The sequence below is a fragment of the Vibrio clamense genome (assembly GCF_050337905.1).
Taxonomy (GTDB): Bacteria; Pseudomonadota; Gammaproteobacteria; order Enterobacterales; family Vibrionaceae; genus Vibrio; species Vibrio cortegadensis.
The window spans coordinates 45,037-58,403 of record NZ_JAKJTJ010000026.1 but is presented as its reverse complement, the minus strand read 5'-3'; the positions used below and the strand labels follow the sequence as shown (position 1 = coordinate 58,403).

Here is a 13,367-nt window from a genome sequence, read left to right as displayed (position 1 = left end):
GTGATGGTTCAAAACCAGCTTGAAATTATGGCAAAGAGGCAGAGCTTCAGGACTCATTCTTAATTTGCACTCTCAACCATGCCGTGAATTTTTCAACAGCTGGTGATGTGGTATTGGATATTAGAAAATAACCGGCTCCTGCAGGTATGGGCTCAAAAGGTGTGACCAATCTTTTGGTTCGTAGCTCATCTTGAATTAATGCGGTACGAGCCATCGCAATTCCAACGCCAGCTTCCGCAGCCGACATCGCCATATCAGTTCGATTAAAGAAGTGGCCTTGATTAACTTTAATTTCAACGCCATAGATTGAAGCCCATGATTTCCACTCTAGATCTCTGCTCGCGTTGTCCCACGGCATCGCATCATGTAGCAATACAACTGAGTCGAAATCAGAATGCTGTAAACTCGTCGATTCTAACTGTGGATGTCTTTTTAAATATGATGGACTCATGACCGGCAGCAACTTCTCTTTCATCAGTAATTCAGGCTTCAATAACATTGAGTCAGCATGTTTATGAGGAAGTGGGCCATAATCGATCGCAAGATCATAGTCTTTTATCTCACTTTCAACCAACGCTCCTTCCGCAAATATTTGTATTTGAATATCTGGGTATTGCTTATGAAAATTTTCTAAACGTGGCACTAACCATTTAAAAGCGAAAGATGGAGTGAGCTTCAAACGGATCTCATTACTGTCCACTTCTGACGTCAATATCTTATCAATCACGCTATCAATATCTTCTAAACTGCTTTCAACGACATCAAGTAACTCTTTCCCCTCATCAGACAATTGAATACCTCTTGAGTGCCGATGAAACAGAGTGAAACCTAATTGATTTTCAAGCTGAATCAACTGCTGGCTTACCGCACCCGTCGTTACACATAACGCTTTTGCGGCACTGGTTAAGCTACGATGTTTGGCAGTTTCGACAAAAGTAATCAACCCACTTCCCATGCTACTTTTTACATGCTTCACAACCACCAGCCTTTAGAATTTCTATAAACAGGATTCAAATAATATCGATTGTTATAAAAATGTAAAGCACTCACTATTTCGCCAGTAACAAAGATTAAGAATTAGACACCTTCAGTCGACGATTCAATGCATAATGGGCAGGAATAATAATGGAAATCATCGTTTTAGGTTCAGGAGTAATAGGTGTAACTTCTGCTTGGTATCTTGCCAACAAAGGCCATCAAGTTACGGTCATTGATCGTCAACCCCGCAGTGCTGAAGAGACCAGTTTTGCCAATGCAGGACAAATATCCTATGGCTACTCCTCCCCTTGGGCAGCTCCGGGGATCCCGCAAAAAGCGTTAAAATGGCTATTCCAAGAGCATGCGCCACTGAAGATAAAGCCCTCTCTTTCTCCCGAGCTCGCAAGCTGGGCCTCTCAAATGCTGATAAATTGTAGTGCCTCACGATATAACAAAAATAAACAGCGCATGCTGAGCATTGCCAACTATAGCCGTCAATGTTTAGCGGATTTAAGAGAAACGTATCAACTTAATTACCAAGGAAGACAAAAAGGGACACTGCAAGTTTTTCGAAACCAGAAACAACTACAAGCGATTCAAAAAGACCTCAAACTCTTACAAGAGAGTGGCACCCATTACCAAATGCTTGATGTTGAAGGCTGCATTACTCATGAACCGGGGTTAGCCGCTGTACAAGAAAAATTAGTGGGAGGCTTACTTCTTCCTGGGGATGAAACCGGCGATTGCTTTCTCTTTTGCCAGCAGTTGACTGAGCTTGCCCAAAAAGCAGGGGTCTCCTTTAAGTTCAATACCCAAATTGAACAACTATTATATGAAGATAACCAGATCATTGGTGTCCAAACCGATCAAGGTACTTTCACCGCCGATCAATATGTTGTCGCTATGGGCAGTTACTCTACTGAGCTGCTTCATCCGTTAGGGATTAACATTCCTATTTACCCTGTTAAAGGTTACTCACTCACCGCTCCAATCAAGGATCCGGACCAAGCTCCGTTATCAACGGTAATGGATGAAACCTATAAAGTCGCCATCACACGTTTCAGTGATCGAATTAGAGTCGCAGGTACGGCTGAACTAACAGGCTATGACTATTCAATACCAGAAAAGCGCAAAGCCACAATCGAAATGGTCGTACGTGATCTTTTTCCTCAAGCGGGTGAATTTGATGATGCTGAATTTTGGACAGGTTTACGCCCAATGACGCCAGACGGGACACCGATTATCGGAAAGACCCCTTTCCTGAACCTCTATACCAATACCGGACACGGAACTTTAGGTTGGACAATGGCTTGTGGCTCCGCAAAATTACTTGCCGATATCGTTTCTGGATCGCCTTGCGAGATCGACGACACGGATCTCAATATGTTTCGGTATCAATCTTAAAAGATGCATCAAGATGAATATTAGCAGTTATTAAATTCAAAAATCGCCCCTCATCTAGCATGAAAAGCTAGCGGGAAAATCAAAATGTGAATAGACATTCGTCGACAGGCATAGTCATTCATTGTCGAAACCTATGACCGTCACCACCGTTAACGGAGTGATACAACTGCGTTTTAACATTTTATTAGCATTTTGTGTCCGTAGTCACGCTACGAGACTAAAACAGATAAATCAGTTAACAAATGAGTTACAAGTCGATTAATATATCGAACACAAAACAACCATAAGAAACACAAGAGCCATACAATTACTAAACAGGGAAAATACTCATGCAGTCTATAGTTGATTTTTTGAATGGAATAATCTGGAGCCCAGTACTGATTTATTTGTGCTTAGGTGCTGGATTGTTCTACTCGGTTCTAACCCGCTTTGTACAAGTCCGTCACTTCTTTGAAATGTGGCGTTTACTCCTATCAGGAAAAAGTTCAACCAAAGGTATTTCATCTTTCCAAGCACTTGCGGTATCGCTTTCTGGTCGTGTTGGTACTGGTAACATCGCTGGAGTTGCTGCTGCTATCGGTTTTGGTGGCCCTGGTGCGGTATTCTGGATGTGGGTGGTTGCCTTCTTCGGTGCAGCAACAGCATACGCAGAATCAACACTGGCTCAAATCTATAAAGAAGAAGATGAAGGTCAGTTCCGTGGCGGCCCTGCTTACTACATTGAAAAAGCGATGGGTCAAAAGTGGTACGCTTGGATCTTCGCTATTTCAACTATTTTCGCTTGCGGTATTTTACTTCCAGGCGTGCAATCGAACAGTATCGGTAACGCAGTAGAAGCGGCGTTCGGTTCTGGCGATATGATCGAAACAGCTATCGGCACCTTTAGTTTTGCCAAAATTTTTACTGGTACTGTTATCGCAATCATTCTTGCTTTCATCATCTTCGGTGGTGTTAAACGTATTGCAAACTTCACTCAAATCGTAGTGCCATTCATGGCATTGGCTTACATCATTGTCGCTTTCGTCATTATTCTTCTAAACATTGGTCAAGTACCTGCTGTTTTTGCAATGATTGTTGGTGATGCATTCACACCAATGGCTGGCTTTGGTGCTGCAATTGGTTGGGGTGTTAAACGTGGTGTTTACTCAAACGAAGCGGGTCAAGGTACTGGTCCTCACGCAGCAGCGGCTGCAAGTGTTGATCACCCAGCTCAACAAGGTCTCGTTCAAGCATTCTCCATCTACATTGATACGCTTCTAGTATGTTCTGCGACCGCATTTATGATCATCATCACTGGTGCTTATAACGTTCATGGTGGCGCAGAAGGTGTATTCTTAGTTCAAAACCTTGCGGCCAATATTGGTGCTAATGGCCCTGTATTTACGCAGATGGCAATTGAAAGCACAATGCCTGGTATCGGTAAGCCATTCATCGCATTTGCGCTATTCTTCTTCGCATTTACTACAATTCTTGCTTACTACTACATTGCTGAGACGAACATCGCTTACCTACGTCGTACCATCAAAATTCCTGGAATGATGTTTGTTCTAAAAGCGGTTCTCATCACAGCCGTTTTCTATGGCACAGTAAAAACAGCGAACCTTGCATGGGCAATGGGTGATGTGGGTGTAGGCTTAATGGCTTGGTTAAACATCGTCGGTATTATCATTATCTTCTTCATGTCTAAGCCTGCGGTTAAAGCTCTGCATGACTATGAAGAACAACAGCGAGCGGGTGTCACTGAATATACATTTAACCCTGTTAAACTTGGTATTGAAGGGGCAACTTACTGGGAAGAGAAGTACAAACGTAAAACTGGCCAGGCTCCAACCTCAAAAGAAAAAGAGTCCCAAGCGGTTGAACAACCATCGACCTAACAAGGTAGATGACAATCTAGACGTTACCTAAAAAATATAACGCTAGATAAATTTAAGAAAGGCAGTGGATATGAAAAAGGGTTAGCTTAATCGCTAACCCTTTTCTTTTATCTTCTAACAATGATATTTAGACGATAACTTATGCTGTTGCAGTTTGAGCAGCAACAGTACGACCGATTGTCGGTTCGCCAACAGGCATAACAGTACGGCCAAATTCGTTGTTCAGTACTTGTGCCATTGCAAAGTAAACTGCAGATGCACCACAGAAGATACCTTCAAAGCCAGCAATAGTGCCGATCAGTTCACTACCCGTAAAATCACGAGCCGCTAATAGGAAGAAAAGTACGGTTAGTGAAGCAAATACCACTTGTTTTGCTTTCGGGTAGCATAGTGAACCGATGAACATGAAGCCTGTAAATACGCCCCAAAGCAGTAAGTACCAACCCATGAAACCAGCAGGGCTAGCAGGAAGACCCATGTGTGGCATAACAATAAGTCCAACAAGTGTTAGCCAGAATAGACCGTATGAGGTAAATGCTGTAGTACCAAATGTATCACCACGTTTAAAGCACATCATGCCAACTAGCACTTGACTCAAACCACCGTAGAAAATACCCATTGCTAGGATCATTGAATCAATTGGGAAAAAACCTGCATTATGGATGTTAAGCAGGATTGTCGTCATACCAAAACCCATAAGGCCAAGTGGAGCCGGGTTTGCTAATTTTGTTGACATGAAGGAGTACCTTTCAAAAATATTAGTAAAAATTACGCGCGGAGTTTAATGGAGCTAAGAGGAAAAAGGAAAAGACGATAACGAAAACTAAGATTGCAAAATAACACACTAACTTGTTCACAAAGTAAACAGGCGCTAACCTAAAGATAACGCCTGCTGTTTTGGCTTATACCACTATAATTACCGGATAATCAGGATTAAGTCCTTTGGCTCACATCAAAGTACTTCATTACCTTTACTGGCACACAATTTCATCCCAGAACCAATTACTCCTCGATGGTGACTCCCATACTCCTGGGCCATTTCTTGCTATGAAACATTTTCCGAGATAAGTCACTTTCTCACCGTTACTGACTTGAGAAACGCCAGGTTTCCACTCGATATAAGTATCCGGCACTGGCGCTACAGGGGGCTCAACGACCGGTGGGTCAATAACGGGAGGTTCTGTAGGGTTAGGGTCTGTCGGCTCAGGATCTACCGGGGTTGGTTCTGTCGGTGTAGGTTCTGTTGGTATTGGGGAGCCCGAAACTAACTTCCACGGATCACCTTTCGCAGGAACATTGCCTTGTGACCACCACTTCGCTTCATAGACGCTCTCTTGAAAGCTCACCTGATCACCACCAGTATAGACTTTATTTGCATCCCAACTCTCAACACCGGGAACAGGGTTCGTTGGATCGGTAGGTTCTACAGGGTCAAGCTTATCCACCACTCGGATTTCAGGCCAATTCGCGTGAGAGCCATAAAAATTAGCCACACACTTTTCATAATCACCTTCAACTAATGCTGAATATGCCGTTTGGAAGCCGACTAACTCACATTCAAATGAGACTCCTCCAGGGCGATCCGCATAATACTTCCAGTTACCATCCCAGTTGGTATAAAGCACATCTTTTGCACCATCAAGGTTCAAACTTCCATAGGGGGTTTGCTGCCAACATGTGTTCTTTTCATCCGCTTCAACTGGAATTTGATAATAATCCGACAAGCCCTCCCAGTAACGAATGCGGTTGACAGGCTGCCCTTTATCTTGATTTTGAGCACCACACTCAATACCACCATTGATCACGTTGATTGTGGTACCAAAACCGTAACCAATACCCGCTTCTGTTTCTCGGACTGAAGGTGACCACGTTCTATCGATAACGTGTAACATCGCGGGTTTTGGTGCTTGTGGCGTTAAAAAAAACCAAATGGCAGAAGCAAGATTCAACCACGAATCCGCAACGAGACCGGGATTATTCAATAGCACGGTTGCATCGCCATCAAACATCACTTCAGAAAATGCACCGTAGTTAAAATGATAAGAGAGTTGCTTAGCACCACGACCAAAATACCCCTGACCTGCCGCGCAAGGCCAACGAGCATTTTGCCAATCGTTCTGCCCACAACCCGTGGTATACCCTGCTTGCCCTTCCGACCAACCCATTTCACGAACATGCACTAATGCTTGTTGCCACTCTTCTAAACCTTGCGGATTGTCCCAAGTGTTCTCTTTAGCAATATGCCCTCCGGTCTCCTGCGCAAAGTGTGCAAAAGCCGTCACTATCGATTTTTTACAAATGGCGTCAGAGTCTCGCCCATCGGTATACTCACCACAAAATGCGGGAAACTTACCGATAGCGCGTAAAAAGCGTTGGTATGTGTATTCTGGCGCCGCCATCTGGGTGAGAAAATCCCATTCAGGTTGAGGGAAAACATGCTCAACGCGCTTTACGTTTTCAGGATTTGAGTTCAAACCGGGCTCGATCGCTTCAACCACCGTATTGGTGCGAGTTTGTAACGCTTTCGACCAGATAGCATACATTGGGTCTGCTGTTTTCTGCTGCTCTATGGCTTGTAACTCAGCACGTGAAACAACGTAGCCCGTTGGATTTTGTGGATCTGGCTGTATATTCATAGAAGCAAGTGCAGGCTGGCTAACCGCGACCCCAACCATGACGGCAAGATAGTTAAATTTGTTCATTTACCAATCCCTTAAGGTAATAAAATCCCACTAAGCTAAACAGCAAATAGCTTATACCTGTAGCTCTGATTTAGCCGTCATTAAGGAACTGCGAGTCGGTTAGTATTAATTACGTAAGCCTAACATCTGAGTCAGGTTGGATTGATAGGTAGGTTCAAAAAAAAAGTATAAAAAAACCAGCCCGAAAGCTGGTTAATATGATTGAATCTTATCGCTTACAATTGAGGATTATTCCCACTCAATTGTTGCTGGTGGCTTACCAGAAATATCGTAAACAACACGGGAAATGCCGTTAACTTCGTTGATAATACGGTTAGATACCTTACCTAGGAAGTCGTATGGTAGGTGTGCCCAGTGAGCAGTCATGAAGTCGATCGTTTCTACAGCACGTAGAGATACAACCCAATCGTACTTACGGCCATCGCCCATTACGCCAACTGAGCGTACAGGTAGGAATACCGTGAATGCTTGAGATACTTTGTGGTAAAGGTCAGCAGCGTGAAGCTCTTCAATGAAGATAGCATCAGCACGACGCAGTAAATCACAGTACTCTTTCTTAACTTCGCCAAGTACACGAACACCTAGACCTGGACCCGGGAATGGGTGGCGGTAAAGCATGTTGTATGGAAGACCAAGCTCTAGACCAATCTTACGTACTTCATCTTTAAATAGCTCACGTAGAGGCTCAACAAGGCCCATTTCCATATCATCAGGAAGGCCACCAACGTTGTGGTGAGATTTGATTACGTGTGCTTTGCCAGTCTTAGATGCAGCAGACTCGATTACATCTGGGTAGATGGTACCCTGAGCAAGCCATTTAGCATTCTTCAGTTTCTTAGACTCTTCATCGAAGATATCGACGAATACGTGACCGATGATCTTACGTTTAGCTTCAGGATCCGCTTCCCCTTCCAGAGCGTCAAGGAAACGGTCTTCAGCATCCACTTTGATGATATTTAGCCCGAATTGGTCACCAAACATCTCCATAACCTGCTCACCTTCGTTTAAACGAAGAAGGCCGTTATCTACAAATACACATGTTAGTTTGTCACCGATAGCACGGTGGGCAAGCATTGCAACAACAGATGAGTCAACACCACCAGAAAGACCAAGGATAACTTCATCGTCACCGACTTGCTCTTTAATACGTGCAACGGCATCTTCAATGATTGACGCTGAAGTCCACAGACCTTCACAACCACAAACGTTAAGAACGAAGTTCTCAAGCATTTTTAGGCCGTTCTTGGTGTGCGTTACTTCTGGGTGGAATTGAACACCGTAGTATTTTTTCTCTTCATTCGCCATTGCAGCGTATGGACAAGTTTCTGTTTCTGCAATTTTCACGAAATCAGAAGGAATCTCTGTCACTTTATCACCGTGACTCATCCAAACATCTTGAGTCGCTTCAAGATCTTTAAATAACGCAGATTCACCCGTCACTTGAACTGCAGCGTAACCAAACTCACGCTCAGTAGACGTTGATACTTTACCGCCAAGTTGCTCAGCCATAGTCTGCATGCCGTAACATACGCCAAAGACAGGAACACCTGAATCAAATACATATTGTGGAGCACGTGGCGAGTTTTCTTCCGTTACACTTTCAGGGCCGCCTGAAAGAATAATGCCATCTGGATTAAATTCGCGAATATCTGCTTCTTCTACGTCCCAGCTCCATAGCTCACAGTAAACACCAATTTCACGGATGCGACGAGCAACAAGTTGAGTGTACTGAGAACCGAAATCTAAAATAAGAATACGTTGATCATGGATGTTAGTTGTCATTTGGGGGAAATCTCAAAAATTAATTTATTGGATGGGGACAAGATTAATCATCCCCATAAGCTTCAAAATAATGTGGTTAGCTATTAACCCAAACGATAGTTTGGCGCTTCCTTGGTAATTTGAACATCGTGTACGTGAGACTCTTTCATACCCGCACCAGAGATACGAACAAACTCAGCTTTAGTACGCATGTCTTCAACAGTTGCAGAACCGGTTAGGCCCATGCTTGAGCGTAGACCGCCCATTTGTTGGTGGACGATCTCTTTTAGACGACCTTTGTATGCGATACGACCTTCAATACCTTCTGGAACAAGCTTGTCTGCAGCGTTATCAGATTGGAAGTAACGGTCAGAAGAACCTTGAGACATAGCGCCAAGAGAACCCATGCCACGGTAAGACTTGTAAGAACGACCGTTATAAAGGATGACTTCACCCGGAGCTTCTTCAGTACCAGCGAACATTGAACCAACCATCACACAAGATGCGCCAGCAACGATAGCTTTACAGATATCGCCAGAGAAGCGGATGCCGCCATCTGCGATGACTGGAATACCGTATTCGTTAGCCACTTCAGCTGCGTCTGCGATTGCTGTTACTTGAGGAACACCAACACCAGTAACGATACGAGTCGTACAGATTGAACCTGGGCCGATACCCACTTTAACTGCACTTACACCTGCGTCGATAAGAGCACGAGCGCCAGCGCCAGTTGCGACGTTACCACCGATGATTTGTAGATCAGGGTATGCGGCGCGAGTTTCGCGGATACGGTTAAGTACACCTTCAGAGTGACCATGTGAAGAGTCAATAAGTAGAACGTCTACGCCAGCTTCAACAAGAGCAGCAACACGCTCTTCATTACCCGCACCAGCACCAACAGCTGCGCCTACACGTAGGCTGCCGCGCTCATCTTTACAAGCGTTTGGTTTACGTTCTGCTTTATGGAAATCTTTTGCAGTGATCATTCCAGTTAGTTGGAAGTCATCATTAACAACAAGAACTTTTTCAACGCGCGCTTCGTGCATTTTCTCTTGAACTTCTTCACGAGTTGCACCTTCTTTAACAGAAGCAAGGCGAGCTTTAGGCGTCATTACTACGTCAACTTTCTTAGAAAGGTCAGTCACAAAACGAACATCACGGCCAGTAATAATACCAACAAGTTCGTTATTTTCAGAAACGACAGGGAAACCAGCGAATCCATGTTTTTCTGTTAACTCTTTTACATCAAGGATAGTCGCATCAGGACGAACAGTAACCGGAGCAGAGACAACACCTGCTTCAAAGATTTTTACCAAGCGTACTTGCTCAGCTTGCTGTTCAATAGACATGTTTTTGTGGATAAAACCGATTCCACCTTCTTGCGCGAGTGCAATCGCAAGGCGCGCTTCTGTCACTGTATCCATAGATGCTGAGATCATAGGAATATTTAGTGAAATATTCTTCGTTAGCTGAGTGCGAAGATCAGCGGTATTTGGAAGAACAGTGGAGTGTGCAGGGACAAGTAAAACGTCGTCAAACGTTAAAGCTTCTTTGGCAATTCGTAGCATTTGCAATATCTCACAACATAGTTGATGTTAAAGGGAGTAAATCCCACTCTATCGTTTCGCATAATAAAGTGATTTGGATTTGATATTGCAGACGGATTATACGCACAGCGCAATCGCTTGACCACACATTTTTTTATTTTAAATTTGCATTCCCCCCCTTGCTATGTATTATCTTGCGGCTAATTTCCATATTTACGTCCCCTGAGATTAGCCGTGTCTTCCCTGAGCAATAACAATATTTTTACCGTTTCACGCCTCAACGCAGAAGTTCGCCTATTACTCGAAAATGAGATGGGGATTGTTTGGCTTTTTGGCGAAATTTCCAATTTTTCTGCGCCTGTATCTGGCCACTGGTACCTCACTCTTAAAGACTCTCGCGCTCAAGTAAAATGCGCCATGTTCCGTGGCAATAACCGCCGTGTCACCTTCAAACCAGCCAATGGCAATCAAGTTCTGGTTAAAGCTCGCTTATCCCTGTACGAACCAAGGGGGGATTACCAGTTAATCATCGACAGTATGCAACCAGAAGGTGATGGTCGGTTACAACAAGAGTTCGAACAACTAAAGATGAACCTTGCGGCTGAAGGGTTATTTGCTCAAAGTAATAAACAGCCTCTTCCAGATCACCCTAAATGCGTTGGTGTTATCACCTCTAAAACAGGGGCAGCTCTGTTTGACATCCTAGATGTGCTCAAACGCCGAGATCCTAGCTTACCAGTCATTGTTTACCCAACCATGGTGCAAGGCGATAGTGCCTCCATTCAAATAGCTCAGGCGATTGGACGAGCAAATGAACGTGATGAATGTGATGTATTGATCGTTGGCCGTGGCGGTGGCTCTCTAGAAGATCTATGGTGCTTTAATAACGAGATCGTCGCCCGCACCATTGCGGCGAGCAGAATCCCAATCATTAGTGCCGTTGGGCATGAAGTCGACGTTACCATTGCTGATTTTGTTGCTGATATGCGTGCGCCTACTCCTTCCGCTGCCGCAGAGTTAGTCAGTAGAGATCAAGGTAACAAAACTCAGTCGATTGACAGTCGAAGACAAAAGCTTACTTCCGCGATACAGCTCTATTTATCAGAGCAGCGCCATCATGTTCAGCATTTATCGCACACATTAGAAAAGTACCACCCTAGCTATCAGTTAGAACGTCAGAGCCAGCAACTAGATGATCTGGAAAACAGATTAAACCTTTCTATTCAAAGATTTATTTCTGGGCATCAACAAGGTGTTGAACGAAAACAGCATCGTTTACAGCTTAACTCTCCAATTAGGCGATTGGCCGAGCAAAAACTAAAAATGCAGAAGGCTGAGCAGAGCTTATTAGACGCGATGGATCGAAAGCTATTGACGACAAGACACCAACTTGCGATGGCAGCAGAGAAGCTTGAAACCGTAAGTCCGTTAGCGACGCTCAAACGTGGGTATTCAATTACGCACTCTACAGATAACGAGAACCGTGTCATCGCATCGGTGAAAGATGTATCGGTGGGAGAAGCACTTACCACACAAGTAGAAGATGGTATTATCCACTCAAATGTCGTCTCCATCACTCCGGCTTCAAGCTAGAAAGCGAATCATTTCCAACTCAAATGAAAAAGCCTAAATATCTCTGAAAACAAGAGAAGATATTTAGGCTTTTTTCAACAGTGACAAATACACTACTCAACAGCTGTAAATACGAACTTCACTCGTGATTTAGATTTTAATTCGTTACATGCTGCATTACAGAAGTAACTTGCAGCACCACAAGCTTGAAGCTTTTCTAACTCCGCATCACACTCAGGGCAAAACGCAGATTTTGTCCAGTGTTGATTGCAAGGTTTACATACGTAACGGCCATCCCAATCTAATTCTTGTTCGCACTTCGGGCAAATATTTCCACTCATAAGATCACCACTTCACTTTATTCTGTTTAATTTTGTACATATTTTTGTCGGCTTGAGCAATGAGAAAAGGCAGATCAACCTCTTCATTTTGCTTACTACATGCCATGCCAACACTCACTGAAAATTGATGATTATTCACGTTTAATACAGTTTCTAACTGTCCATTCAGATAAAGAAGAAATTGTTGAGCCTCTTGCTCTGAAGTAAAACAGCTAAATGCGACAAACTCATCACCACCATAACGCCCAATTTTGGCACAGTGCACCATTGAATCCGTTAATGTATCAGCCACTTTTATTAAGATTTCATCGCCTAATTGGTGACCAAAAGTGTCATTAATATACTTAAATTTATCTATATCAATGAACAAACAGGCCATTATCTTCTGACCAAAACAGCGCTCTTTAAGAAGCAGTGACGCTTTCTTCAATAAAGCTCGGCGATTATAACAATGAGTCAGCGAATCTCTGTCCGCATGAAATTTTAGCTGTACTTCCAGTTCATACTTCTCTAAGGCAACAGAGTACAACGAGGCTAATAAATCTAAAATCTCTAACTCAAATTCATTCGGTATGGATGGATACTCGCTATAAATAGCAAATGTTCCTAATACTGAGCCTTTAGAGGTCATGATAGGAACTGACCAACATGCATGCAGATTTGCCTGTTGAGTCAACTCGGTGAATGGGGACCAGTTGGGATGTGTATTAATATCATCGACAATAATCGGTTTTTTTAAGAAAGCAGCAGCACCACACGAACCAACATTCTCACCGATAGCGACACCTTCAATGGCTTGACTATAAAAGCTAGGCAAATTGGGAGCATATTCAAGATGCAAGGTTCCAGATTCTGAATTGAGCATTAATATCGACGCTTTACGTTTTCCAAACAGATGTTCAGTCAACTGTATGATTTCTCGATTCAGTACCGTTCGTTCCATACCAAGGGCTAATTTATGCAGTAATACGTTCACCGAACGGTGCGCGTCTAATAAAAAAAGGTATTCCATACTTAAACTGCTTTCTACTATTTATTATTTCGATGAACTCATCATGCTCTATTGCGACGCGATGATAGCATAAGTATCGTACAGCGATACAGAGTGAAAGATCGTTATATGATCTTTTGCTTTATCTAGATTGATCAGCGATCTACCCCTAAAAGAATATTTATATCACCACA

10 protein-coding genes are annotated in these 13,367 nt (G+C 43.5%); 3 read left to right on the top strand and 7 right to left on the bottom strand.

The window, feature by feature from the left end; translation table 11 throughout:
• Nucleotides 1–46 precede the first annotated feature (46 nt).
• On the bottom strand, nucleotides 47–955 hold the full coding sequence (locus tag L4C39_RS14650; RefSeq protein WP_429746693.1) for a LysR substrate-binding domain-containing protein: 909 nt from the start codon (nucleotides 953–955) through the stop codon (nucleotides 47–49).
• Between the two features lie 170 nt (nucleotides 956–1,125).
• Here L4C39_RS14650 and L4C39_RS14645 point away from each other — a divergent pair, with 170 nt between their 5' ends.
• Together L4C39_RS14645 and L4C39_RS14640 are read left to right on the top strand one after the other, a co-directional pair.
• Nucleotides 1,126–2,382 carry a D-amino acid dehydrogenase gene (locus L4C39_RS14645; protein WP_429746607.1) on the top strand — a complete coding sequence of 419 codons (1,257 nt, stop codon included), beginning with the start codon at nucleotides 1,126–1,128 and terminating at the stop codon, nucleotides 2,380–2,382.
• 329 nt (nucleotides 2,383–2,711) lie between these two features.
• Entirely contained in the window at nucleotides 2,712–4,259 is a 1,548-nt protein-coding gene (locus tag L4C39_RS14640; protein WP_017053784.1) for an alanine/glycine:cation symporter family protein, read from the top strand.
• Between the two features lie 139 nt (nucleotides 4,260–4,398).
• On the opposite strand, the gene L4C39_RS14635 is transcribed toward L4C39_RS14640, so the two are convergent.
• The 4 genes from L4C39_RS14635 to guaB all read right to left on the bottom strand — a co-directional run bounded on the left by L4C39_RS14635 (nucleotide 4,399) and on the right by guaB (nucleotide 10,290).
• A complete protein-coding gene (locus L4C39_RS14635; RefSeq protein ID WP_017053783.1) occupies nucleotides 4,399–4,995 on the bottom strand; it encodes an acetate uptake transporter in 597 nt (198 codons plus the stop codon).
• 235 nt (nucleotides 4,996–5,230) lie between these two features.
• Nucleotides 5,231–6,961 carry a chitinase gene (locus L4C39_RS14630; protein WP_171756921.1) on the bottom strand — a complete coding sequence of 577 codons (1,731 nt, stop codon included), beginning with the start codon at nucleotides 6,959–6,961 and terminating at the stop codon, nucleotides 5,231–5,233.
• A gap of 228 nt (nucleotides 6,962–7,189) precedes the next feature.
• Nucleotides 7,190–8,743, bottom strand: coding sequence for a glutamine-hydrolyzing GMP synthase (gene guaA, locus L4C39_RS14625; protein WP_113796563.1), 1,554 nt, complete (start codon nucleotides 8,741–8,743; stop codon nucleotides 7,190–7,192).
• Nucleotides 8,744–8,826: 83 nt separating this feature from the next.
• The gene (gene guaB / locus L4C39_RS14620) at nucleotides 8,827–10,290 is read right to left on the bottom strand and encodes an IMP dehydrogenase (RefSeq protein WP_017053780.1); all 1,464 of its coding nucleotides are present in this window, start codon (nucleotides 10,288–10,290) and stop codon (nucleotides 8,827–8,829) included.
• A 222-nt stretch (nucleotides 10,291–10,512) separates the two neighbouring features.
• Between guaB and xseA the strand changes: the two genes are divergently transcribed.
• Nucleotides 10,513–11,862 carry an exodeoxyribonuclease VII large subunit gene (gene xseA / locus L4C39_RS14615; RefSeq protein ID WP_429746691.1) on the top strand — a complete coding sequence of 450 codons (1,350 nt, stop codon included), beginning with the start codon at nucleotides 10,513–10,515 and terminating at the stop codon, nucleotides 11,860–11,862.
• Nucleotides 11,863–11,954: 92 nt separating this feature from the next.
• On the opposite strand, the gene L4C39_RS14610 is transcribed toward xseA, so the two are convergent.
• Together L4C39_RS14610 and L4C39_RS14605 are read right to left on the bottom strand one after the other, a co-directional pair.
• On the bottom strand, nucleotides 11,955–12,182 hold the full coding sequence (locus L4C39_RS14610) for a zinc ribbon domain-containing protein (RefSeq protein ID WP_017053778.1): 228 nt from the start codon (nucleotides 12,180–12,182) through the stop codon (nucleotides 11,955–11,957).
• 4 nt (nucleotides 12,183–12,186) lie between these two features.
• Nucleotides 12,187–13,194 carry a sensor domain-containing diguanylate cyclase gene (locus tag L4C39_RS14605; protein WP_017053777.1) on the bottom strand — a complete coding sequence of 336 codons (1,008 nt, stop codon included), beginning with the start codon at nucleotides 13,192–13,194 and terminating at the stop codon, nucleotides 12,187–12,189.
• Nucleotides 13,195–13,367 lie beyond the last annotated feature (173 nt).

Bases quoted from the DNA above. Each gene is read 5' to 3' on its own strand.
- L4C39_RS14650 (WP_429746693.1), bottom strand. From the start codon at position 955: ATGGGAAGTGGGTTGATTACTTTTGTCGAAACTGCCAAACATCGTAGC.
- L4C39_RS14645 (WP_429746607.1), top strand. From the start codon at position 1,126: ATGGAAATCATCGTTTTAGGTTCAGGAGTAATAGGTGTAACTTCTGCT.
- L4C39_RS14640 (WP_017053784.1), top strand. From the start codon at position 2,712: ATGCAGTCTATAGTTGATTTTTTGAATGGAATAATCTGGAGCCCAGTA.
- L4C39_RS14635 (WP_017053783.1), bottom strand. From the start codon at position 4,995: ATGTCAACAAAATTAGCAAACCCGGCTCCACTTGGCCTTATGGGTTTT.
- L4C39_RS14630 (WP_171756921.1), bottom strand. From the start codon at position 6,961: ATGAACAAATTTAACTATCTTGCCGTCATGGTTGGGGTCGCGGTTAGC.
- guaA (WP_113796563.1), bottom strand. From the start codon at position 8,743: ATGACAACTAACATCCATGATCAACGTATTCTTATTTTAGATTTCGGT.
- guaB (WP_017053780.1), bottom strand. From the start codon at position 10,290: ATGCTACGAATTGCCAAAGAAGCTTTAACGTTTGACGACGTTTTACTT.
- L4C39_RS14610 (WP_017053778.1), bottom strand. From the start codon at position 12,182: ATGAGTGGAAATATTTGCCCGAAGTGCGAACAAGAATTAGATTGGGAT.
- L4C39_RS14605 (WP_017053777.1), bottom strand. From the start codon at position 13,194: ATGGAATACCTTTTTTTATTAGACGCGCACCGTTCGGTGAACGTATTA.